Annotated in this window: 3 protein-coding genes; all 3 read left to right on the top strand. The window is 68.5% G+C overall.

Annotated features, from left to right (window positions below; all coding sequences use genetic code 11):
* Positions 1–411: 411 nt before the first annotated feature.
* Genes KY661_RS06540 through KY661_RS06530 form a run of 3 tightly spaced genes read left to right on the top strand, consistent with a single transcriptional unit; the run spans position 412 to position 26,299 of the window.
* A complete protein-coding gene (locus KY661_RS06540) occupies positions 412–12,429 on the top strand; it encodes a type I polyketide synthase (protein ID WP_225409382.1) in 12,018 nt (4,005 codons plus the stop codon).
* A complete protein-coding gene (locus tag KY661_RS06535) occupies positions 12,426–16,439 on the top strand; it encodes a non-ribosomal peptide synthetase (RefSeq protein ID WP_225409381.1) in 4,014 nt (1,337 codons plus the stop codon). The genes KY661_RS06540 and KY661_RS06535 overlap by 4 nt, the downstream gene beginning before the upstream one ends.
* Complete coding sequence (locus KY661_RS06530) at positions 16,436–26,299, top strand: non-ribosomal peptide synthetase/type I polyketide synthase (protein WP_225409380.1); 9,864 nt, start codon at positions 16,436–16,438, stop codon at positions 26,297–26,299. The genes KY661_RS06535 and KY661_RS06530 overlap by 4 nt, the downstream gene beginning before the upstream one ends.
* Positions 26,300–26,310: the final 11 nt, after the last annotated feature.

The following is a 26,310-nucleotide window of genomic DNA, read 5'->3' as shown; positions in this document are numbered from 1 at the left end:
GCAGCTTCCGGACGCGCGAGGAGGCGAAGCTCGCGCTGTTCGTGACAGTGCCGAGGCGTGGGAGTTGATCCGCCAGCCGGGCGCTTGCGTCACGGTCTGGTGAAGGCCCGCCCGCCTACCCTCCAGGCAGCATCCTTGTGAGGTTGGGAAGACGGGAAGACCCGGTCAGTCCTGTCCGCTCTGATCAGCTTTGTGCTAACCAGTGAACGATGACTCGATGTTGTTGTCGATACGCCTGTTGTCCCCCGCGGGGCCTCCTTCTCCACAAGGGCCACCGGTTCGCGGCCGGGCAGATGGACATCTAAGTCGTTGACCAATGAGTTCTCGCGCGCCGGGCGAGCCTCATGGGCCGCCCAGCGCCTTGCGAGCACACGGACCGTGTGTTGACCCAGGACGGATGCGGCGGGGCAGATGTCGACAGAGCAAGGTGAAGGTGCTGGCAAGGTTGTCCGAAGTATCCCTCAACTTCGGGAATGGCTGGTCCAGCAGGTGGCGTCCCAGGTCGGGATCGAGGCGCGCGCGGTAGGGACGGCCGAGCCTTTCTTCGCCCTGGGCATGGGTTCTGTCTTCGCCACGAAGCTGATCGCCGAGCTCGCACGCTGGCTCGATCGGCCCCTCTCGCCCACGCTGGTGTGGGAGCACCCCACCATCGACAAGCTCGCCCGCCATCTCTCGGGTGCGGACGCGCCGAAGGTGGAACTCCAGGCTCAGAAACTGGAAGCGGGCGTAGACGAAGCTGAGCCGATCGCGATCGTGGGTCTGGCCTGCCGTTTCCCCAACGCCCCCGACGCGGGGGCTTTCTGGCGGGTGCTTCAGGAAGGCCGCGATTGTGTCACCGAGGTTCCGGGCGATCGCTGGGATGCCAGCCTTTATTATGATCCGGAGCCAGGCACTCCTGGGAAGATCGTCACGCGCTATGGCGCGTTCCTCGACTCCGTCGATCGCTTTGATCCCACCTTCTTTGGAATTTCTCCCCGGGAAGCGGGGCAACTGGATCCACAGCAGCGCTTGATGCTGGAACTGTCCTGGGAGGCGCTGGAGGACGCTGGCATCGCTCCGCAGGGGCTTCGGGGCTCCCGGACCGGCGTGTTCACCGGCATGGTCTGGCGCGACTACGCCGACCTGCAGACGATCCACAATGCGGCGCCGACGCTGCATACCTGTACCGGCCATGCCGGTGGCATTCTCGCCAACCGGATCTCCTATGCCCTCGGTCTGGAAGGGCCGAGCCTGGCGATCGACACGGCGTGCTCCTCCTCGCTCGTGGCCATTCACGAGGCCTGCCGCAGCCTGCGCTCCGGGGAGTCGGCCATTGCCCTTGCGGGCGGTGTCCAGCTCAACCTGTCGCCCCGGACCTTCATGGCGGTCTCGGCCTTCGGCGCCCTGGCGCCCGATGGGCGATGCAGGACGTTCGATGCACGGGCCAGTGGGTACGTGCGCGGTGAAGGCGGCGGCGTGCTCGTGCTCAAGCCGCTGTCCCGGGCGCTCGCCGCTGGCGACACCATCTACTGCGTGATTCGCGGCAGCGCGGTGAACAACGACGGCGCGAGCAACGGCCTCACGGCCCCGAACCCGAAGGCCCAGGAGCGGCTCCTGCGTGACGCCTATGCGGCCGCGGGCATTGATCCGGCCCAGGTTCAGTACGTCGAACTGCACGGCACGGGAACGCCTCTGGGCGATCCGATAGAGGCCGGAGCGCTGGGCACGGTCCTGGGCGCGGCGCGGGAGGCGGAGCGTCCCCTCCATGTCGGCTCGGTGAAGACCAACATCGGGCATCTTGAGGCCGCCGCGGGGATTGCTGGCGTCATCAAGGTGGCGCTGTCGATCCGGCACCAGCAGCTTCCCGCGAGCCTGCACTTCGAGCAGCCCAACCCGCGCATCGCGTTCGATGACCTGCGGCTGCGCGTCCAGACCCAGCTTGGCTCCTGGCCTGCCGTGGACGCGCCCGCGGTCGCGGGCATCAGCGCCTTCGGCTTTGGTGGGACGAACTGTCACATCGTCGTCGAAGAGCACCGCGCTGGGCCCCGTCCGTCCACCGTGCCGGTGAGCCCGCCCCAGACGCAACCGGCGGCGGCCCCGAAGACCGCATTCCTCTTCGCGGGGGCCGGGTCGTCCTGGTGGGGAATGGGGCGGGAGCTTCTGGGGACTGAGCCGGTCTTCCGGGCTCGCTTCGAGGCGTGTGATGCGGCATTCCGGCCCCTGGGGGGCTGGTCCCTGGTCGAGACGCTCCTGTCTTCCCAGGCGCGTTCACGCTTTGGGAAGGGGGAGATCCAACTGCCCCTCGTTCTGGCGTTCCAGATCTCCCTCGCGGCCTTGTGGCGCTCCTGGGGCATCGAGCCGTCCGCGACCCTGGGCTACAGCGTGGGCGAGTGGGCTGCAGCGCAGGTGGCTGGAATCCTCACCATCGAGGAGGTCTTCTCGCTCGCCCACCACTACATCCAGGTGCAGAAGGGTGTTGCCGGTGGGGTGGGCATGGCCGTGGTGGGCCTGTCTGGCGCCGAGGCGGCGGAGCGCATCGCTCCCTATGGCGGACGGATCTCCATTGCCTCCGAGAATGGCCCTCACTCCACGGGACTGGGGGGCGAGGCGGCGGCGCTCCGGGACTTCACGGCGAGCATGACGGCAGAGGGAGTCTTCGCGCGTCTGGTGGAGATCGACTTCTACGCTCACATTCCGGAAGTCGAGCCGCTCAAGCAGCTCTTCCTTCAGACCTGCCCGGCGCTGCGTCCGTTGCCAGGCCGGGTCCCCATGGTGTCGACGGTCTCGGGCACCTTCGTCGAGGGGAACACCCTTGGTCCGGCGTACTGGGCGGGCAACTTCCGCGAGCCCGTGCGCTTCGCCACCGCCGTGAAGACGCTGCTGGACAGCGGGCACGATGTCTTCCTGGACGTCAACCCTCATCCCATTCACGAGCACTCGGTCCTGGAGAACTTCCGGGCTGGAACCACGCGCGCCGCGTTCATCGCCAGCATGCGCCGTGGAGAGCCCAGCCTGCAGGGGCTTCACCGGGCGCTGACCCAGCTCTCCGATTCCGGAAGCCCGGTCCGTTGGGATCGAATCCTGCCGGGGACGGCCACGGGCGCGTCCTCTCCCGCCAAGGCTGAACTGTTCGTCGCCTCGGCGAGGACGGAGCAGGCACTCCGGGAGCAAGCGGAGCGCATTGCCGGGCAGCTTCGCCGCGATGCTTCCGCCTCGCTCACGGATCTCTGTTACACGGCGGGGGTCCGCCGCAGCCACCACGAGCACCGGCTCGCGCTGGTCGCGGAGACGCGCGCCGCGCTGGAAGAGGGGCTGGCGGCCTTCGCCCGTGGAGAGATCCGGCAGAACCCGTCGCAAGGGGTGGTCCGCGCCAGTGAAGCGCCCCGGATCGGCTTCGTGTTCTCCGGCCAGGGATCTTTCCCGCTGGGCTCGAGCGTTCAGCTCTTCGAGGAAGAGCCGCGTTTCCGGGAGGCGTTCGAGCGCTGTGAGCAGGTGTTCCGGGCGCAGACCGGCGCCTCCCTCATCGAAGCGCTCAAGGCCGAGCGGGAGAACCCGCACCCGCCGCGCACGGAGACCGAGCAGCCGCTCCTGTTTGCTTTCCAGGTGGCGCTGGCCGCGCTCTGGGAGTCCTGGGGCATCCGTCCGGCCGCCGTGGTGGGCCACAGTGTGGGGGAGATCAGCGCCGCCCACATCGCGGGGGTGCTCTCGCTGGAGGAGGCCGTTTCCCTGGTCGTGAGCCGGAGCCGCCTCATGGGCCGCGCGGCCGGGCAGGGGGGCATGGCAACGGTCGAGGCGCCCCTGGCGAAGGTCGAGCCACTCCTGGAGGAGTACGGGGCCGAGCTCGCCATCGCGGCGGTCAACGGGCCGGGCAATGTGGTCGTCTCCGGAGGCCTCGCGGCCCTGAATGCCCTGCGAGACCAGCTCACGGGACAAGGCGTGCGGGTCCGCCTGCTGAACGTCAACTACGCCTTTCACAGCGCGCAGATGACTCCCTATCTGGGGGACCTCGATGCCGTTCTCCGGGAGCTCAAGCCCCAGTCTCCGCGCATCCCTCTCTACTCCACCGTGCGTGGGGGGCTGGCGTCCTCCTCGGATTTCGGCGCGGACCATTGGCGCGCCAATGTCCGGGAGCGTGTCCTATTCGCGCCCGCAGTCGAGGCGCTGCTGGCCGATGGGCATGGCGTCTTCGTCGAGATTGCTCCGCACCCGGTGCTGTTGCAGCCCCTGAGCCGCATCCTGGAAGCATCGCCGTCCAAGGGCGCGGTTGCGGTGTTCTCGACGCGCCGGGATCGCGCCCCCCGGTCCGCGCTGCTTGGCAGCCTGGGAACGCTCTACACGCTGGGCCATGAGCCTTCGTGGAAGGGCGTCTTTCCCGACGGAGGCCGGGCGGTGGAGTTGCCGTCCTATCCGTGGCAGCGGCAGCGGTATTGGTTCGATGCCGCCCCCGGCTCGGCCCCCGAGCCGGTCCACCCGCTGCTCGGGCGCCGGGTGGAGGCCCCCTCCGGCCAGTACGCCTTCCAGGCCACGTTCCGCAGTGATCGCCTGCAGCTGCTCAGCGACCACCGGCTCTACGGCACGGTGGTGGTGGCTGGCGCCAGCATGCTCGGCATGATGCTGGTGGCCGCCCAGCAGATCTGGGGAGAGGCGCGCTGCGTCCTGCAGGATGTGCTCTTCCTCCAGCCCCTCGTTCTGGGGGATACGGAGGCGCGGACCGTCCAGGTTTCGATCGCCGCCGATGGCGCATTCCGGATCTTGAGCCGGGCCGGGCAGGAGAGCGAAGGCGCTTCCTCCTGGACCGAGCACGCCACGGGCAGGCTCGAGCGGGGGGCAGCGGACGAGGCCGAGGCGGAGCGCGAGCAACTCTCCGCGCTCGAAGCACGGTTCCAGCCGCTCGCATCCGCCGGGAGCTTCTACGAGGGCATTGCCCGGCAGGGCCTGGATCTGGGCCGACAGTTCCGGTGGCTCGAAGCGCTGTGGCAGGGCGAGCGTGAGGCTTTGGGCCGGCTGCGTGCCGCGGAGTCTGCGGATGGGGCCGGGGACTACCGGTTCCATCCGGGGCTCATTGATTCATGCTTCCAGGTGCTTGGCGCCGTCGCGGGGTTCACCTCCATCGAGGGGCTGGCCTTCGTGCCTATTGGGGTAGGCCGCTTCGCGGTTCGTGGCGAGCCGCGTCCCCCGCGCTTCTGCCACTTGGTGCTTCGCAGTGGCTCGGGCAAGGTCAACGAAGCGTCAAGCGTGGACTTGCGCCTGCTCGATGAGTCGGGCCTGGCCGTGGCCGAAGTATCGGGGCTGGTGATTCGCAGGGCGCCCCGGGAAGTCATGTTGCGCCGTGAGGTGACGGCACCGTCGCTCGTGCTTCGGACGGAGTGGCAGCCCCAGTCTGTTCCCGCCGTGCCCCCGGCGGAGCCTGCGGCTTGGGTGCTCGTCGCGGATCGCGGTGGGCTGGCCACCCGGCTGGCTGAGCAGCTCACGTCCCGGGGTGGCCGTGTCGAGGTGCTCGCGCCTGGCGAGGGTGCGCACAACTTGCCTGGATGTCTCGATGCCCTCGATGCCGCGGGCACGGCCTGTACGGGCATCGTGGATCTTCGTGGTCTCGATGCGGGGCCTTCGCTGGATGCAGTCCAGGGGGCGCTCAGGCTGGTGCAGCAGGCCGTCGCGCGCCGGACCCCGGCAGCGCCCCGGCTGGTGCTGGTCACGCGTGGCACCCAGGTCACTGGGAGCAACGACGGGCCCATCGCCTTCGAGCAGGCACCGCTCTGGGGGCTCGGCCACGTCATTGCGTTGGAGCACCCCGAACTGAGCTGTCAGCGGATCGACCTGGATCCGTCGGATACGACGGCAGCAGTGGCCCAACTGGCCGCGGAGCTCGCGGCACCAGGGCGCGAGGATCGCGTGGCTTTCCGAGCGGGGCGCCGTCTGGTGTCCCGGCTTGCGCGCACCAAGCTCCCTCCGGCCGTGCGTCCTCTCCCGCTGACGGGGGAGGCCACGTATCTCATCACGGGTGGGTTGGGAGGCATCGGCCTTGAGCTCGCCCGGTGGATGGTGGAGCGGGGAGCGCGTCACCTGGTCCTGATGGGCCGGAGTGCTCCGGGGGCCCGTGCTCAAGAGGCCCTGGAGGCGCTGCGGGGCGCAGGCGCCAAGATCATCGTGGCCTTGGGCGATGTGGCGGAGCGGGAGCCGTTGGCCCGGGTGCTTGGCGAGGCGCGTGCCTCCATGCCTCCGCTGCGGGGTGTCCTGCACGCGGCCGGAGTTCTCGACGATGGGCTGATGGTCCGCCAGAGCGAGGAGCGGATCGCCCGCGTGCTCGCCCCGAAGATCCTGGGCGCGATGAACCTCCACCGTGAGACGCTGGAGGATCGCCTCGACTTCTTTGTCCTGTTCTCTTCGGTCAGCTCGGTCTTCGGAACCTCGGGCCAGGCCGGGTACGCGTCCGCCAACGCCTTCCTGGATGCGCTGGCGCATCACCGGCGCGCCCAAGGGTTGACGGCGCTGTCCGTGAACTGGGGCCCCTGGGCCGACGTGGGCATGGCGGCACGCCTCCCGCCCGAGGCTGGCAAGGCCTGGTCCTCCTTCGGCCTGGGACTGCTGACCCCCAGCGCGGGCCTCGCGGCGCTGGAGCGTCTCCTCTGCTCCGAGACCGCCCAGGTGGTGGTCGCGGGGGCCTCCGAAGCAGAAGTGAAGGGGGACTTCGCTCCCTTCTTCGAGGTGCTGTCCTCCAAGAAGCCCGAGGCGGCCCGTCCTGCTTCCGCGGGGGGGACGCTCGCGGGCGCTTCGCCTCGTGAGTACCGCACCCGTCTGCGCGCGCTGTTGCAGGCGCAGGCGGCCACGGTGCTGGGCGTGCCTCCCTCGGTGCCGGTGGATCCCCGCCGTCCGTTGCAGGAGCTGGGGCTTGATTCGCTCATGGCGTTGCAGTTCCGCAACAGCCTCGCGGCGAGCCTTGGCCGCTCGCTTCCCGCCACACTGCTCTTCGATCACCCGACGATCGAGAAGCTCTTCGAGTTCCTCACGCGGGATCTCGCTCCCGTGGAGGAGGCGGCTTCTGCGCCGTCCCGTCGCCCCGTCAAGCCCGCGGTGGCGAGCAGTGGGGCGGCGGAGCCCATCGCGGTGGTGGGCATGTCATGCCGGTTGCCCGGCAGCGTGAAGAACCCTGACGACTTCTGGCGGCTGCTCGCCAATGGCGTCAACGCGGTGCGCGAGGTTCCCAAGGACCGCTGGAGCCTCGACACCTGGTACGACCCGGATCCCGAGGCGCCGGGCAAGATGTACTCCCGGCATGGAGGCTTCCTCGACGAGGTGGATCCGTTCGATGCCTCGTTCTTCGGCATCTCCGCGCCGGAGGCCCGGTCGATGGATCCGCAGCAGCGGATCCTGCTTGAGCTCGGGTGGGAGGCGCTGGAGAGCGCGGGCCTCGCGGTGGATCAGCTCAAGGGCAGCCCTACCGGGGTGTTCCTGGGCATCTGCCTGAGTGACTACGCCCTCCTGGAGCTCAACTCTCCTGATCCGACGGGCATCAATGCCTACTCCGGCTCGGGCGGTGTGCTGAGTGTGGCCGCGGGGCGCATCGCCTATGCGCTCGGCCTGGAGGGGCCCACCCTCGCCGTCGATACGGCCTGTTCCTCGTCGCTGGTGGCCGCGCACCTCGCCTGCCAGAGCCTGCGCAATGGGGAGTGCAATCTGGCCCTGGTCGGTGGCTCGAACCTGCTGCTCTCGCCGCGGATGTCGGTCTACTTCTCGAAGTTGAAGGCCCTGGCACCCGATGGTGCCTGCAAGGCCTTCGACAGCTCCGCCAACGGGTATGTGCGCGGCGAGGGAGCGGGAGTCCTGGTTCTGAAGCGGCTGTCGGATGCCATCGCCGATGGGGACCCGATCCTGTCCGTGATCCGAGGAACGGCCGTCAACCAGGATGGCCGCTCCAATGGCCTCACGGCGCCCAGCCGCGCGGCGCAGGAGCGGGTCATCGAGAGCGCACTTCGCCAGGGCGGCGTCTCGCCCCTCGACGTCAGCTACGTCGAGGCCCACGGCACGGGCACGTCGCTGGGGGATCCCATCGAGGTGCAGGCGCTCGCCGCCGTCCTGGGCAAGGACCGCCCGCGCTCGATGCCCCTGGGCATTGGCTCGGTCAAGACGAACATCGGGCACCTGGAAGGCGCCGCGGGCGTCACCGGCCTGATCAAGGCGATCCTGGCGCTGCGGCACCGGGAGCTGCCCCGGAGCCTGCACTTCAAGAATCCAAGCCCGCACATTCCTTGGGAAGAGCTGCCGGTCGAGGTGATCGCCGAGCACCGGCCATGGACCGTCCCGGAGGGCAAGCGCCGCATCCTGGGGGTCAGCTCCTTTGGGTTCAGTGGGACCAACGCCCATGTCATCCTGGAAGAGGCCCCGGCGGCGGAGACCCGCTCGGAGGCTCCCGGTACCGGAGAGCGTCCCGAGCTGCTCGTCCTGTCAGCCCGTGCGCCCCAGGCGCTCCAAGAGGTGGCGATGCGCTTCTCGGCCCATCTGTCGGGCCGGGCAGGGGACAGCACCGCGACCCTGCATGACGTGTGTTACTCGGCGAACTGTAGGCGGAGCCACCACGAGCATCGGCTCGCCGTGGTGGCTCGGTCCCGGTCTGAAGCGGCATCGGCCATTGACGCCTTCCTGAGTGGTCTGGCGCATCCCGATGCTCAGTCGGGTTACGCGCTTCCCGGTGCGGTGCCTCGTGTGGTGTTCCTGTTCACCGGACAGGGGGGACAGTGGCCGGGGACGGGCCGGGCCCTCCTCGAGGAAGAGCCTGTCTTTCGCAGTGCCCTCCAGGCCGCGGATGAAGTGCTCAAGGGCCTCGCGGGGTGGTCGGTCATCGAGGAGCTCCAGCGGGAGACGCCTCGCTTCGATCAAGCCGCCATCTCGCAGCCCGCGCACTTCGCGCTCCAGTCCGCGCTGCTGGCGCTGCTGCGCTCCTGGGGAATCGAGCCCGATGCGGTCGCCGGTTCCAGCATTGGCGAGGTGGCGGCCGCCTACGCCGCGGGCGTCCTGTCGCTCGAAGAGGCGATGCGGATCACCGTGGCGCGAAGCCGCATCCTCCATGCCGTCGCTGGCAAGGGCGCCATGGCCCTCGTGGAGCTCTCCGAGGACGAGGCCACCGAGGCGGTGGCCAGTTACGCCCAGCGGCTGTCGGTCGCGGCGATCAACAGCCAGAAGTCCACGCTGCTGTCCGGAGAGGCGGCGGCGATGGAGGAGCTGCTGAATGCCCTCACCGCGCGTGGGGTCTCCAGCCGCCGGATCGGGCTGGATTACGCGTCGCACAGCCCCGCGGTCGAGCCCTACATCGATGACCTGAAGCAGGCACTCCAGGGGCTTCGTCCCCGGTCCGCCACGCTTCCCATCTACTCGACCGTCACGGGCCGCCTCGCGGAGGACGGGGATTTCGACAGCGGCTACTGGGCACGGAACCTCCGCCAGCCGGTGCGCCTGGCGCCTGTGCTCACCACTCTCGCCACGGAGGGCTACACGCTCTTCGTGGAGCTGGGGCCCAACGCCGTCATGGCACGCCCCGTTCAGCAGTGCTTCCAGGCGGCGGGCAAGAGCGCGGTGGTGCTGTCGACGCTTCGCCGGGGAGAGTCGGAGCGGCACACCCTCCGGAGCCTTCTGGGCGGCCTGTTCGTGGCTGGCATCACCCCCACGTGGAACCGCCTGTTCTCCGAGGGCGGAACGCTGGTGCCGCTGCCGTCCTACCCCTGGCAGAAGGAGCGGTACTGGATTTCGAACGCCGCGTCCGCTGCCCGTCCGCAAATCTCCGCGCCGGGCCAGGGCGCGCTCCATGGGCGCCGTGTGCGTTCTCCGCTGGCGGAGAGCCTGTTCGAGACGGACCTGTCCGTCGAGAAGATGCCCTTCCTGCGCGAGCACCTGCTCCATGACGCGCTGGTGGTGGCGGGCGCGGCCCATGTCGCCCTGGCGATCTCGGCGCTCCGGGAGTTGCGTGGCACCTCGCCGGTGCGCCTTGCGGACATCGTCTTCCCGCGCCCGCTGGTCTTGAGGGAGGGCAGTGAGAATCCCGTCTCGGTGGTGGTGGGACGGGAGCAGGGCGGCCGTGCCCCGCTCCGCATCCAGAGCCCCCAGGGCAACGAAGCGGAGTGGTTGACGCATGCCGAGGGGTGGGTTCTGCCCGCCTCGTCACGGCTCGAAGAGCCCGCGCAGGTACCCCTGGCGGAGCTGCGTGCCCGTTGCCCGAACGGACTCGACGTGTCCCCGGTCTACCGGGCCATGGGCGCCGAGGGGATTGGGCTGGGGCGCCGCTTCCAGTGGGTCGAGCAGCTCTGGCAGGGCGATGGAGAAGCCTTGGGACGGATGCGGGCTGCCGAGTCCGCGGATCAGCACCCCAGTGCACCGCTTCATCCGGGGCTCATTGACTCCATCTTCCACGTCCTGCGTGCCGTTCCCGGCATCGGCCGGGGCGATGGCGTTCCGTACATCCCCATCGGGATTGAGGGGATGTGCTTCCTGACGCCGCCCCAGGGGGTGCTCTGGGCTCACGTGAAGCTGAGGTCCGAAGGTGGCCGCGACGGGGAGACGCTGAGCGCCGACTTCCGCCTCTTCGAGGAGAGCGGCAAGACGGTCGCCTGGATCGATGGGCTGATCGTCAAGCGTGCCCCCCGAGAGGCCTTCCAGCGCCAGGAGGGGCGGGACCTGGGCGACAAGTTGTTCCAGGTGCGTTGGCAGCCCGTGCCCATGGCTGCGGCGGTGCCCGGGAACGGCCCGTGGCTGCTCGTGGCAGGCCAGGAAGCCCTGGGGGCGGAGCTGGCCACGCGGCTCAAGGCCCAGGGCAAGGTGTGTCAGGTGCTCGCGGCGCCCGCGCAGGCGGAGTCTGGCGAAGCGTTTGTCCGGAGGCTGGAAGAGGCTCTGGCTTCGGATGCCTATCAGGGCGTGGTCTATCTGCCGGCGCTCGGAGCGAAGCCGAAGTCACCGGAAGGGACGTCCCAGGCTGCCCTGGAAGGTTTGTCCGGCGCCGTCCAGGTGCTTCAGTCCCTGGCGAAGACGGAGCGTGGGACGCCGCCTCGCCTCTGGCTGGTCACCCGGGGAGCCCAGGGCGTGGAAGAGAGCCCCTGGCCGCTTGAGCTTGCGCAGTCGCCTCTCTGGGGACTTGGCCTCGCCATCCGGGATGAGCATCCCGAGCTTCGCTGCACCCTCGTTGATCTGGATCCCGATCCGGCGGTGGAGGGGGCAGAGTGCCTGCTCCGCGAGCTCCTGAATCCGGACAGTGAAGACCGGCTCGCCTGGCGCGGCGGAGCCCGGCTCGCGCAGCGGCTCTCGGCGCTCGAAGCGGTGCCGGAACCCGGCGCTGCCCCGGTTTCCCCCGAGGGCACCTACCTCATCACGGGGGGCCTGGGAGGCATCGGACTGCGCTGTGCCCGGTGGCTCGTGGACGCGGGGGCCCGGCATCTGGCCCTGCTCGGCCGGAGCGCGCCCTCTGCGGAGGTCCGCGCCGTCCTGGGTGCCCTGGAAGCCGAAGGCGTCACGGTACGCGTGCTCCAGGCGGACGTCGCCGTCCAGGAGGAACTCTCCAAGGCCCTGGCCGCCCTCCGCGCGGACATGCCCCCACTTCGGGGTGTCCTCCATGCGGCAGGCTTGCTCGATGATGCGCTGCTGGTCCGCCAGGACCGCGACCGGCTCCAGCGCGTCCTTCGCCCGAAGGTCACGGGTGCGCTGAACCTGGACCAGGAGACGCGCGGCGATCCGCTCGACTTCTTCGTCCTGTTCTCCTCGATCGCCGCGATGGTCGGAGGCGAAGGCCAGGCCAACTACAGCGCCGCGAATGCCTTCCTGGATGCGTTGGCCTTCGAGCGGCGTGCTCAGGGCCTTCCCGCGCACTCCCTGGCCTGGGGTCCTTGGGCCGAGGTGGGCATGGTGGCGGCGCGCTCCGAGCGAAGCGCGCACCTCGCCGCCTCGGGAATCGAGACCCTCGCGCCCGACGAGGGGGTGGCCATCCTCGGAAGGCTTCTGCGCGGCTCGGCCGCCCACGTGGGCATCTTCCGGATCGACTGGGCCCGGTGGCAGCAGAACCGCCCCGAAAAGGCCGTCCCGCTGCTCGCGGGAATGCTCAAGCAGCAGGCCGCGAGCCCGGTGCCGGAGGCCTCCGAGGGGGTGCCCGATCTCCAGGCGCTGATTCGTGCCACCCCGGAGGAGCGCCGCAAGCAGGCCGAGGCCTTCCTGCGGCGTGAGGTGACCCGGATCCTGGACCTTCCCCGGCCCCTGGCCGATGGGCGCCTCCCGCTTGTCCGCTTCGGCTTCGATTCGCTCATGAGCTTGAAGCTCAAGGCCCGGCTCGAGGCGACGCTCGGCCTGTCCATCTCGGCCGCCAAGCTCTTGAGCGGCCTGAGTCTCGACAAGCTCGTGGACCTCGTCCTCGAACGCATCGAGACCCTGCAGCCCGCCCCGGTTTCTACTGACGATCAAATGGAGGATTTCCGGTTTTGAACGCTCCAGCACTTATCTCCGAACTGACCCGCATCGGCGTGGAGCTCAAGGTCGAGGACGAACACCTCCGGGTTCGCGCCGCGCGGGGCGTCCTCACGCCGGAACTCCAGAAGCTCATCGCCACGCACAAGGCGGAGATGATCCAGCTGTTGCGGCCGGCCGTCGCCACGCCCAATGCGTCGCTCCAGTTCGAGCCGTTTCCGCTGACCGATATCCAGGAGACGTACTTCGTCGGCCGCGGAATGGACTTCGGTCTCAGCGGGATGTCGTGCCACCTGTACCATGAGCTCGACACCCGGGGCCTGGACGTGGCCCGGCTCTCGCGGGCCTGGCAGCGCCTCATCGAGCAGCACGTGATGCTGCGCTCCGTGGTGCTGCCCTCGGGTGAGCAGCGGGTGCTGGAGAGCGTTCCCCCGTTCTCCATTCCTGTGCTGGATCTGCGCGGACAGGCCTCCACCGTGGTGGATGCGAAGCTCGCGGAGATCCGGAAGGAACTCTCGACGCGCTCCACGCCGCCGGGCCAGTGGCCTACCTTCGAGCTGCGCGCGACGTTGCTCGATGATGGGCGGACCCGCATCCACTTCGACTTCGACGCCATCACCGCGGATGCTTCCGCCGTGCTCACGCTCCTCGAGGAGTGGCGTGAGTTTTACCTGTCGCCGGACCGGCCCCTCAAGCCGGTGCCCATCACCTTCCGCGACCACGTGCTCGCGGAAGAGGCGGCGCGGGACACGGATTCCTTCCGGCAGGCGCAGGCCTACTGGATGGAGCGGCTCAAGACGATGCCGGATGCGCCGGCACTGCCCATCGCCACCGAGCCCGAGCGTTTGATGCGTCCCTCCTTCGGGCGCCTGAGCGGCCGCCTGGATGCGGCGCGCTGGGCACGGCTGAAGGAGCACGCGGCCAACGCGGGGTTGACCGCCTCAGGCGTCGTCTGCGCGGCCTTCTCGGAGGTGCTGGGCACCTGGAGCGAGACGCCTCACTTCACCCTCAACCTTACGTTGTTCCGCCGCCTGCCGATCCACCCGGAAGTGGACCGGCTCCTCGGAGACTTCACCACCAACGTGTTGCTCGAGGTGGATCGAAGCGGGGAGTCCTTCACCGCCCGGGCCGTGCGCCTGCGTGATCAGCTCGCCGAGGATCTCGAGCACACCCACTTCAGCGGGGTGCGGGTGATGCGCGAGCGCGCCCAGATGAAGAAGGGCAACGGGGCCATCATGCCCGTCGTCTTCACGAGCCTCCTCGGACACCGGTCCCGGGTCCCGGGCGGGGGCTCGCCGTTCAACTGGTTGGGCGAGGTCGTCTACGCCATCACCCAGACACCGCAGATGTGGCTGGATCACCAGGTTCGCGAGGAGTCCGGAGCGCTCTACTGTCACTGGGACAGCCCGGAGGGGCTCTTTCCGCAGTCGATGCTCGAAGGGGCCTTCGAGGCCTATATGGACCTCCTGGGCCGGCTCGCCGATGACGGTGCCTGCTGGGAGCAGAGCACCGTGGTGCGGCTCCCCGCGTCGCAGCGGGCCCAGCGCGAGGCGTTCAATGCCACCGCGGCCCCCATTCCCGAGTCCCGCCTGGACACGCTCTTCCTGGCCCAGGCAGAGCAGGGGCCCCAGCGGGCCGCCATCCTGGAGTCCTCCGCGAAGATCACCTACGGGGAGCTGCTGGGCCAGGCGGGTTCTCTCGCGGCGCACCTCGTCGAGCTGGGCACGAAGCCCAATGAGCTGATCGCGGTGGTGCTGGAGAAGGGGTGGCGGCAGGCCGTCGCGGTGATGGCCGTTCATCTGGCGGGTTCCGCGTATCTCCCGCTGGATCCCGCGCTGCCCGAGGAGCGCCGCCGCCTGTTGCTGGAGGAGGGCCAGGTCAAGGTGGTCCTCACCGAGAGCCACCTGGCGCAGCGGCTGTCGTGGCCCGAGGGCGTCCGGGTCGTGGCCATCGCCGACGCGGCCCGGGGCACCCCGCCGCGCTTGCCCGCGCGTGCCACCTCGGACCTGGCGTACTGCATCTACACCTCGGGTTCGACGGGCCGCCCCAAGGGCGTGATGATCGAGCACCGGGCCGCGGCGAACACCCTCCTCGACCTCAACGAGCGCTTCGGCGTGGGCCCGTCGGACCGCGTCTTTGCCCTCTCGGCGCTTGGCTTCGACCTGTCGGTGTACGACATCTTTGGAAGTCTGGCCGCCGGGGCCGCGATCGTCATGCCCCAGCCCGAGGCCTCGCGGGATCCCGCGCACTGGCTGCAGATGATCCGCGAGCAGGGCGTGACCATCTGGAACTCGGTCCCGACGCTGATGGAAATGCTCGTGGACCTGGTCGAGTCCCGGGGCGAGATGCTCCCCGCGTCCCTGCGCCTCGTGCTGATGAGCGGCGATTGGATTCCCGTGACCTTGCCGGACCGGATCCGCAAGCTGTCCCAGCACATCAAGGTCATCAGCATGGGCGGGGCGACGGAAGCGTCGATCTGGTCGATCATCCACCCGATTGGCCGGGTCGATCCCTCCGCACGGAGCATCCCGTACGGCCGGCCCATGTTGAACCAGCGCTTCTACGTGCTCGATGAGAGGCTGGCGCCGCGCCCGGACTACGTGCCGGGCGACCTCTACATCGGGGGTGTCGGGTTGGCGCAGGGCTATTTCCGCGATGAGGAGACGACGCGGGCGCGCTTCATCGCGCATCCCCAGACCGGTGAGCGTCTCTACCGGACGGGCGATATGGGCCGGTTCCTTCCGGAAGGGGAGATCGAATTCCTCGGCCGCAAGGACTTTCAGGTCAAGATCGCCGGACACCGCATCGAGCTGGGAGAGATCGAAGCGGTGCTCGTGCGTCATCCGTCGATTCGCGAGGCGGTGGTCGCGGCCCCGGGGGAGCGGACCTCGCGGCGGCTCGTGGCCTATCTCGTTCCCGTCGAAGGGCAGGAGCCCCCTTCGGATGAGGCACTGCGGGCTTTCCTGGGCGCGGCGCTGCCGCAGTACATGGTGCCGGCCGTCTTCGTCCGCCTGGAGCAGCTGCCCCTGTCGTCCAACGGCAAGGTGGACCGCAAAGCCCTGCCAGAGCCCGTGCTTCAGCCCACCCGTACCTCGAGCCTCACGGATGCCCGGGGAGGGAAGATCCTCGCGACCGTCATGCGGCTGGTCGCCGAGGTGCTGAAGCGCCCGGAGATCGAGCCGGGTGCCGGTCTCCTCCAGATGGGCGCCACTTCAGTCGAGCTCATCAAGCTCGCGATGCTGCTCGAGCAGGAGTTTGGAAGCCGTCCCACCATCACGGAGATCCTCTCGCTTCGGAATGCCTCGGAGATCGCGGGCTATTACGTCGAGCGCCAGCCGGTGGAGGAGACTCCCGAGAGCAAGGCGACGGAGCCGAGCCCTGCGGGCATCCGACGCTTCGAGGCGGGGGCCGTGACCGCGCAACTGGCTTCGCCGCCGGAGGATGACGAGCGGCGGCAGCGCTACTTCAAGCGGCTCAGCCACCGGACCTTCTCCACGGAGCCCCTCGACGCTCAGGTGCTGGGCCGGTTGCTGTCCTGCCTTGCTCCCCTCAAGGTGGAAGGGCAGCTCAAGTACCAGTACGGCTCGGCAGGCGGAATCTACGGCGTCCAGACCTACCTCTTCATCGGCGCAGGGCGTGTCCGGGGGCTCGAAGCAGGCGCCTACTACCACGATCCCCTCCGGCACACGCTCGTTCACCTGGGAGGCGCGGGCACTTCTGGAGCGGCGTTGCACACGGCTGCCAATGCCTCCATGGCCGAGCGCTCGGCGTTCTCGCTTTTCCTCGTGGGTGACCGGCGGGCCATTTCCCAGCGTTACGGGGACACGTGGCGGGATTTGGCGCTGATCGAAACGGGTTTGATGGCTCAGCTTCTCGAGACGAGCGCGGCGGAGGCCGATCTGGGGCTCTGCCAGCTGGATGAAGTGCGCTTCGAGGAGCTGCGCAAGGTGCTCCGGCTGGAAGAGGAGCACGTGTATCTCCATGGCCTCGTGGGTGGCGGCATCGCGTGGGAGGAAGGGTCCCTATGAACACGTCCGAGTTCGTCGTTTACCTCCAGCAGAAGGGCATCGAGCTCTGGCTGGAGGGGGACGTGTTGCGCTTCCGTGCGCCTCCCGGCCACCTCACGCCGGAGCTGCGCACGGCGTTGAAGGACAAGAAGGAGCAGCTCGTGGCGCACCTGCGCTCCGCGAGCCGCGCCGCGAACCTTCAGGCTGTGGCGAGCCCGCAGCCTGTGGAGTCCTCGCGCTTTGCTCCGTTCCCTCTCACCGACATCCAGAATGCCTACTGGGTGGGCAGGCAAGGTGCATTCGATACGGGCAACGTCGCGGCCCACAGCTACCTCGAGCTCGCGTTCGACGCGCTCGATCTGCCGCGCCTGGAGGGTGTCCTCCAGCGCCTCATCGCGTACCACGACATGCTCCGCATGGTGGTGCTCCCGTCGGGCGAGCAGGTGGTGCTGGAGACGGTGCCGCCCTTCACCCTCACCGCGTATGACCTCGCCGGAGCGCCAGCCAGTCAGGCCGAGGCGCACCTTGAGACCATTCGCGCGGAGCTCTCCCACCAGGTGCTTCCGGCGGACCGGTATCCCCTGTTCGATGTCCGGGCCACGAAGGTGGCCAGTGGACGGGTTCACCTGCACATCAGCTTCGATCTCCTCACGGCCGATGCCTTCAGCGTCCAGATCCTGATCGAACAGTGCGCTTCGCTGTACCTGAATCCCGACGCGCCGCTGGTGCCGTTCAAGAAGACCTTCCGGGATTACTGCGTCCAGTCCGCTCAGCGCACCGACCCGAACTCCCGGGCGTATCAGAACTCGCTGGCGTACTGGCGGGACCGCCTTGAGAAGATGCCCAACGCCCCCGATCTGCCGCTCGTGAATGACACGGACGTGAAGGGGCAGCACCACTTCGTGCGCCGGAAGGCGGGGTTGGATCAGGCCTCTTGGCGCGCTTTCCGGAGCCATGCCAAGGCCGCGGGCATCACGTCGTCCATGGCCCTGGCCGCCGCCTATGGTGAAACGCTCCGGGCCTACAGCCGGAGCAACCGGCTCACGCTCAACCTGACGCTCTTCAACCGGCTGCCCCTGATCGAGGATGTAGAGCGAATCGTCGGGGACTTCACCTCGGGCATCCTGCTTGAGCTGGATGGCTCGAAGCCCGAGTCCTTCGCCGACAGGGCGCGGCGGCTCCAGCGGCAGTTCCTCAACGACCTGGAGCACTCGGCCGTATCGAGCGTGAAGGTCCTGCGGGAAGCGATGCGCCTGGGCCGCTGGGACGCGGGGACCGCCATGCCCTACGTCTTCACGAGTCTGATCTCGGAGACGGGGCGCTCGTTGAGCATGTCCGAGGGCGTGAAGATCGTCGACGTCATCTCCCAGACGCCTCAGGTGTGGCTCGACCACCAGGTCTTCGAGCTGGATGGCGGCATCTATTACAGCTGGGACTCTGTCGATGCGCTCTTTCCCGCGGGCCTGATCGACGCTGTCTTCGAGAGCTACGGGCGGCTTCTCCGCCGCCTTGCCGATGATGCCTCGGCGTGGGAGGCGCTCTCGCAGCAGCCGCTCGTGCCTGCGCAGCAGGCGAGCCGGGCCGAGTACAACGCCACCGAGCGGCCCGTGCCATCCGAGCGGATGGAATCGCTCTTCCTTCGCCAGGCCGAGCGGCAGCCCAGCGCGGCCGCGGTCATCTCCGGCGATCAGGTGCTCTCTTATGGGGAGCTCGAGCGCCGGTCGGCTCGGGTCGCGGCATGGCTGCTCGCCCAGGGCGCCAAGCCCGGCCAGCTCGTGGCGATCGTCGCGGAGAAGGGGCTGGAGCAGGTGGTCGCCGCGCTCGCCATCCTCCGTGTGGGAGCCGCCTACCTGCCGCTGTCTCCATCCCTGCCTCCCGAGCGGCTCCACGGCCTGCTGGAAGAGGCCCAGTCCAGCATCGTCCTCACGCAGTCCGCCCTGGAGACGTCGCTGCGCTGGCCCGAGGGGACCCGCTGTCTCGCGGTGGACCGCGATGCGCTTCTCAAGTCTCCCAAGACCGCACTGCCGCCGGTTCAGGGCAATGGTCTTGCCTATGTCATCTACACCTCGGGTTCGACGGGCCGTCCCAAGGGCGTGATGATCGATCACCGGGGAGCGGTGAACACGCTCCTCGACATGAACGAGCGCTTCAACGTGGGTCCCCAGGACCGGATCCTGGCGCTCTCGTCCCTCAGCTTCGACCTGTCGGTCTACGACATCTTCGGGGCCCTGGCCGCGGGCGGCGCCATCGTGATGCCGGAGCCTGGCACGTCGCGCGATCCCGCGCGGTGGCAGGCGCTGCTGGAGAAGACGGGCGTCACGATCTGGAACTCGGTCCCCGCGCTGATGGACATGCTGGTCGAGTACTCCGAGGGAAGCGGGCTGCGCTTGCCGGACTCGCTGCGCCTGGTCCTGATGAGTGGTGACTGGATCCCGGTCACGCTTCCCGGACGCATCCGTGCGCTGTCCAAGAACGTGGAGCTGATCAGCCTCGGTGGCGCGACCGAGGCCTCCATCTGGTCCATCCTGTACCGGATTGGGGACGTGGGCGCCGGTTGGCGCAGCATTCCGTACGGCCGCCCGATGGTGAATCAGCGCTTCTACGTGCTGGATGAAGCGCTGGAGCCTTGCCCGGACTGGGTCGCGGGCCAGATGTACATTGGCGGTGTCGGCCTCTCGCTCGGCTATTACCGGGATCCGGTTCGCACCGCCGAGCGGTTCATCACCCATCCCAGGACGGGCGAGCGCCTGTACGCGACGGGCGACCTGGGCCGCTTCATGCCCGATGGGAACATCGAGTTCCTCGGCCGCGAGGACTTCCAGGTCAAGATCCAGGGCTATCGCATCGAGCTCGGGGAGATCGAGGCCGCGCTCGATTCGCATCCCGCCGTGCGCTCCTCGGTGGTCAATGCCGTTGGGAAGCCCGGGGGCACCCGGCGCCTCGTGGCGTATGTCGTTCCCGGTGAAGGGGAAGCGAGCGCTTCCCCGGCGAGTCCTCCTCCGGCGAGCGCCCCGTCCTTGGCGTCCGCTCCGAAGCTGGTTCACGAGTACAGCGTCCTGGAGAGCCAGGGACCTGGGCTGATCACCGATGCGGTGGAGCGCCTGGAGTTCAAGCTGAAGCAGCACAACCTGCGCCCGGACTCGGGCAGCCGGACGTCGGTTCCGCTCCAGAAGCCCGAGCTCAACGAGGCCTTCCGCAAGAAGTACATGGAGCGGCAGAGCGCCCAGTCCTTCCTCTCCGAGCCCGTGTCTCTGGAGCGGCTCAGCGAGTTGCTGAGCAGCTTGATGCCGATCTCGCTGGAAGACTCCATGATGCCCAAGTACCGGTATGCATCGGCCGGTGGGCTCTATCCGGTACAGGTCTACCTGCACGTCAAGCCGGGGCGGGTCGGAGGCCTCGCGGGCGGCACCTACTACTATCACCCGAAGCGTCACGAGCTCGTGCTGCTGACCGCGGATGCGGCCCTGGACCCGAGCCAGCACGCGTCCCGGAACCAGCCCGTCTTCGAGGCCGCTGCGTTCTCCGTCTTCCTGGTCGGGAAGCTGAGTGCCATCGAGCCGCTGTACGGGACCATGGCGCGGGACTTCTGCATGCTGGAGGCGGGCTACATCGCCCAGCTTCTCATGAGCGCGGCCCCCTCCCACAAGCTGGGGTTGTGCCCGATCGGAGTGATGAACTTCGAGCCCCTGCGCGCGCAGTTCGCGTTGGATGAGCACCACGTGCTCCTGCACAGCTTCGTAGGCGGTGGGGCAGGGATTGCTGCCACGGTGGCCGCTCAGGCTCCCAAGGCCGTCTCCGCTTCGCTGGCGGACGAGCTGCGGCGCTATCTGGCGTCGAAGCTGCCGGAGTACATGGTTCCCTCGTCGTTCGTCATGCTGGAATCCCTTCCGCTGACGTCCAACGGCAAGGTGGACCGGGGGGCGCTCCGCCCACCGGCCGAGCCGGTGGAGGCGGCGCAGCCCGTTCGCCGTACACCGGGCTCGGACGTGGAGCGCTCGCTGGCGGCCATCGTTCAAGAGGTGCTCCACCTGGAAGAGGTGGATGTCCACCGCAACTTCTTCGATCTGGGAGGCACGTCCGTTCACATCGTGCAGATGCATCGCAGGATGAAGGAGCGGCTCAAGACCGACATCCCGATCGCGCAGATGTTCCGGTACACCACCATCAGCGCGCTGGCGGAGTTCATCAACAGTCAGCGCGCTCCGGCAGCCCCCTCCGTGTCCGTTTCACCTCCGCCGGCACCGGCGCCCGTAGTGAAGGCAGCGGTGGAGCCTGCTCCGGCCGTCCGTGAGGAAGCTGCTCCTCGGGCCCCGGGTGTGTCTGCCGCTCCCAAGGCGCGCGAGACGGCGCTCACACCGTCCATGGGACGGCAGGAGCCCATTGCCATCGTCGGCATGTCTGGCAGGTTCCCGGGTGCGAAGAACCTCGGGGAGTTCTGGCGGAACCTGCGCGACGGCGTCGAGTCGGTCTCCTTCCTGACGGAGAAGGAGCTGCGGCAGTCGATGGATGACCCTTCGATGCTGCGCGATCCCAACTACGTCCGGGCGAGCAGCGCCCTCGAAGACGTCGAGTTCTTCGATGCGGACCTGTTTGGCTTCATGCCGAAGCAGGCGCGGATCACCGATCCGCAGCACCGCATCTTCATGGAGTGTGTCTGGGAGGCCATCGAGGATGCGGGCTACAACCCGCGCAAGCTCGACAAGCTGGTGGGCGTCTACGCGGGTGCCATCATCAGCAACTACCTCCTGTTCAACCTCGGCCCCTCGGTGGGCCGGGAGGGGGCGGTGCGGGACCTGCAGACCTTGATCGGGAACGACAAGGACTATCTGGCCACCCACGTGTCCTACAAGCTGGGGCTGAAGGGGCCCAGCCTCAGCGTTCAGTCCGCTTGCTCCACCTCGCTCGTGGCGGTCCACCTGGCGTGCCAGGCGCTGGTGAACAAGGAGTGCGACATGGCGCTGGCCGGCGGCGTGTCCGTGCGGCTGCCGCAGAAGTCGGGGTACCTCTATGAGCAAGGAGGCATCCTGTCGCCCGATGGGCACTGCCGTGCGTTCGATGCGAACGCCCAGGGAACCATCTTCGGCAGCGGCGCGGGCGTGGTGGTCCTCAAGCGCCTGTCGGACGCGTTGGCGGACGGCGACAGCATCCGGGCGGTGATCCGGGGCTCGGCCATCAACAACGATGGCTCGCTGAAGATCGGTTACACGGCTCCCAGCCAGGATGGTCAGGCCGCGGTGATTTCCGCCGCTCTGGCCGCGGCTGGCGTGAGCCCGTCGACCCTCGGTTACATCGAGACGCACGGAACCGGGACGCCGCTGGGAGATCAGATCGAGCTCTCCGCGCTCCAGCAGGTCTTTGGTTCCAGCACCGGTGCGGATGGCCGCTGTCCCATCGGCTCTGTGAAGACCAACGTGGGGCACCTGGAGGTCGCCGCCGGCATCGCGGGGTTGATCAAGACCGTGTTGAGCCTGCAGCACCGCCGGTTGCCGCCCAGCCTCCACTTCAAGAAGCCCAACCCGCAGCTCGAAGTTGGCTCCAGCTCCTTCTACGTCAACACCCAGCTCTCCGAGTGGCCTGCGGGACAGCATCCCCGCAGGGCGGGTGTGAGTTCCTTCGGCATTGGCGGCACGAACGCGCACGTGGTGCTGGAAGAGGCTCCCGCGCATGGGCGTCCCGTGGCGGAGCGGGAGCGGCCCCTGCACGTGCTGAGCTTGTCGGCGCGCAGCGAGGCGGCGCTGAAGGCGCTGGCGGACCGGTACGCGCAGCACCTGGCGTCGTGTGGTCCCGTGAACATGGCGGATGTGTGCCACACGGCGAACACCGGCCGTGCGCAGTTCAATCACCGGCTGGCCTTGGTTGCCGAGTCCCCCGCGCAGCTGAGCCAGCAGCTGGCCCTGTTCGCCGAGGGAAGTGAGGCGGGGCAGGCCGTGGTGGGCCAAGCGCCCAGTGCTGGCAAGACGGAAGTGGTGTTCCTGTTCACGGGACAGGGAAACCAGCACGAGGGGATGGGCCGGGAGCTGTACGAGACGCAGCCGACGTTCCGGGCGAGCCTCCAGAAGAGCGATGAGCTGCTGAAGCCGGTGCTGAAAGAGTCGCTGGTGGAGGTGCTGTACGGAGGAAAGGGGCACCTGCTGGAGCAGAGCGGGGTGTCGCAGCCAGCGCTGTTCGCGGTGGAGTACGCGCTGGCCCAGCTGTGGATGAGCTGGGGGGTGAAGCCTGCGGCGGTGATGGGCCACAGCCTGGGCGAGTACGTGGCGGCGTGCGTGGCGGGGATGTGCACGCAGGAGGAGGGGCTGAAGCTGGTGGCGGCGCGAGGCCGGCTGATGCAGCAGCTGCCGGAGGCGGGGGAGATGGTGGCGGTGCTGGCGGCGGAAGCGAAGGTGAGAGAAGCGCTGGCCGGGTACGAGCAGAGCGTATCGGTGGCGGCGGTAAACGGCCCCGAGGAGACGGTGGTGTCGGGCCGGGCGGCGCAGGTGGAGCAGGTGGTGTCGAAGCTGAAGGAGAAGGGGGTGGAGTGCCGGAAGCTGAAGACGACGCACGCGTTCCACTCGCCGCTGATGGAGCCGATGCTGGAGGCGTTCGAGAAGGAGGCCGGGCAGGTGAAGTGGAAGCGGCCCGAAATCGAGCTGGTGTCGAACGTGAGCGGCGTGCAGGTGAAGGGTGAGGAGGGGCTGAAGGGGGAGTACTGGAAGAAGCACATCCGGCAGCCGGTGAAGTACTGGGAGGGGCTGAAGGGGCTGTACGAGAAGGGGTACCGGGTGTTCGTGGAGGTGGGGCCGAAGCCGACGCTGGTGAACGTGGGGAAGAGGAGCTTGCCGGCCGGTGAGGCAGAGTGGTTGGGCTCGTTGAAGCAGGGAAGCAACGAGTGGCAGCAGATGCTGGGGAGCGTGGGGAAGCTGTACGTGAAGGGAGTGGGGGTGGACTGGGCGGGGTTCGACCAGGACTACCCGAGGGCCAAGGTGGCGCTGCCCACCTATGCCTTCCAGCGGGAGCGCTACTGGATTGAACGCAGCCGCAGGGCGGCCGCGAGCGCAGTGTCCAGCCCGGGCGCTCGCCAGTTGCTGGGACGGCGCGTGTCGTCTCCCACCCTCAAGGAGACGGTGTTCGAGTCCTTCGTGAGCACCCGTGCGTTCCCCTTCATCGAGGATCACCGGGTGAATGGCGCTGCGGTGCTTCCGGCCACCATTTACATGGAGATGGCCCAGGCTGCCGCCGGGGAGCTGTTCGGTGCTGGGTGCCACACCGTGGAAGGCCTGCTCATTCAAGAGGCACTCGTCCTGCAGGACGACGCGGAGCGCGCGCTGCAGCTCGTCCTCTCCTCCAGCGGAGACGACGCGTTCTCCTTCCAGATCTTCAGCGCACAGGCCGGTCCCGCCGAGCCGCAGCGTGAGGCGTCCTGGACGCTTCATACGGCGGGGACGATCCGCAAAGCCCAGAAAGGTGCTTCAGCGCCGCAGCCGCTGTCCGTCGAAGGCTTGCTGTCCTGGTGCCGGCAGACGGTGCCAGTCACGGCTCTCTACGAGAACTTCGAGGCCCGGGGCATTTCTTACGGCGAAACCTTCCGGGGCATTCAGAAGCTCCACATCGGCCGCAAGGAAGCGTTGGCCTGGATTCAGCTCCCCGAGTCCCTGGACTCGGACGCGGCCCTGGCCCCCATTCACCCGGCGCTGCTCGATGCCTGCCTCCAGGTTTGTGGCGCGACGCAGCTGGAGGAGGGTGCTCCAGCACAGGAGGACGTGCTCTACCTGCCCGTCGGAATAAAGAGGTTCCAGCTTTGGCGCGCGCCCGGCACGGCGTGCTGGAGCCACGTCTCGATTCAGTCCCAGGACGCCGCATCCGACAAGACCTTGACCGGAAGCGTGCGCCTCCTGGATGCCACTGGCGCGGTGTGCGCCGAGATCGAAGGGTTGCAGTTCCGGCAAGTGAGCCGCGCCGCGCTGAACCGGGCTCTCCAGACAGGGCGCGAGTGGACCTACGAAGTGAAGTGGGAGCAGCGTCCGCGCACCGGCATTCTGGAGGATGCGGTTCTGGAGGGCACCTGGTGGGTGCTGGCGGATTCGGCCGGTCCCGGAACGGGACTGATCGAGTCCCTGCAAGAGCGAGGCGCACGGTGTGTGGTGGTGCGTCCTGGATCGGCCTATGAGGCCCGGGGAGACCGGACGTTCACCGTCAACCCGGCGCGAGCGGAGGACTTCGAGCGCCTGCTCGTGGATGCTCAGGGACCGGCCCAGTTGCCCTGCCGCGGCATCCTGCATCTGTGGGGACTCGACGAGGGATTGCCGGTGGAGGAGGCGCAGGAACTGGGATGCCGAAGCGTTCTGAACCTTGCCCAGGCACTCGGTAAGAGCCGCGTCGAAGTGTCACCGCAGCTCTGGATCCTGACGCGCGGCACCCAGCGCACGGGACACGAGACCCAGCCTCCCTCGCTGACCCACTCGGCCCTGTGGGGTCTGGGCCGCACGCTTGGGATCGAACACCCCGAGCTCTCGGTTTCGCTGGTGGACCTCGACGCAGGCTCCCGTGACCCGTCCCTGCTGATGGAAGAGTTGCTCCTCGGGCCAGATGGGGAGCAGGTCGCTTTCCGCAATGGGCAGCGCTACGTCTCGCGCCTCGCCCGCTGTGCGGCCCCGAACACCCAGTCCCCGGCCGTCCGGTTGAGGGACGACGTGAGCTACCTGCTCACGGGTGGGTTGGGGGCCATTGGTCTCCAGGTTGCCCAGTGGATGGTCGAGCGGGGTGCCCGGCACCTCGTTGTGATGGGACGCAAGGAGGCGGGCAGTGCGGCGCAAGAAGCGCTGAAGCCGCTGAAGGAAGCCGGGGCGCAGATCCGGCTGGAGCAGGGGGACGTCTCCCAGCCCGGCGATGTGGCCCGGGTGCTCGCCACCCTCGCCCAGAGCGGTCCTCCGCTGCGGGGCGTGATGCACCTGGCCGGTGTGGTGGAGGACGGCATGCTGCAGCAGCTGGACTGGGCCCGCTTCCAGCGGGTGCTCGCTCCCAAGCTGCAGGGAAGCTGGAACCTGCACGCGCAGACGCAAGGGATGGACCTGGACTTCTTCGTGCTGTTCTCGTCCTCGTCCTCGTTGATGGGCGCCGCGGGCCAGGGCAACTACGCCGCCGCGAACGCCTTCCTGGACTCGCTCGCCCACCACCGGCGGGCGCTGGGGCTCAAGGCGGTGAGCATCAACTGGGGGCCCTGGAGTGGCAGTGGCATGGCGGCGGCCTTCGTGGGCACGGATCAGCGGCGCTGGGCCGACTTCATCGAGCCTGCGCAAGGCCTGGAGCTGCTGAGCTGGGCGATGGGCGCAGGACAGGCCCAGGTGGCGGTGTTGCCCGTCGATTGGGCCAAGTACTTCCAGCGTTTCGGAGACACCGGCGCGACGAAGTTCCTGTCGAGGATGCTGGAAGAGACGCGGGGCGGCGCGGCCCGGAAGCGGGAGCCCAAGCTGGTGGAGCGCCTCAAGGGGCTGACGCGCAACAGGCAGCAGGACGTTCTGCTGGAGTACGTCTACCACCAGGTCACCCAGGTGCTGGGCTTGGACGCCTCCCGGCCGCTCGCGGGCAACCAACGGCTGTTCGACGTGGGCATGGACTCACTCCTGGCCGTCGAGCTGCGGAACCGGTTCCAGTCGACCCTGGGCGTGGAGCGTCCCTTGTCCTCCACCCTGGTCTTCGACCATCCGAGCGTGGACGCACTCACCGCGCATCTGGCGGCCGAGTGGCTGCAGCTGGAGCCCTTGACGTCGTCTGCTGGACAGAAGCCAGAGGGGGAGGAGGCCGCGGCTCAGAAGCTCGCGAACCTCGAACAGCTCCCGCAGAAGGAGCTGGGGTCGCTCCTCGATGAGAAGCTCGCGTTGCTCGAAAAACTGATGGGAGAGAGCTGACGCGCGCCTGA

Source organism: Allostigmatella hybrida, assembly GCF_020103775.1.
In the GTDB taxonomy this organism is placed as follows: Bacteria; Myxococcota; Myxococcia; order Myxococcales; family Myxococcaceae; genus Hyalangium; species Hyalangium aurantiaca.
This window is presented reverse-complemented; position numbering and strand designations above follow the sequence as displayed.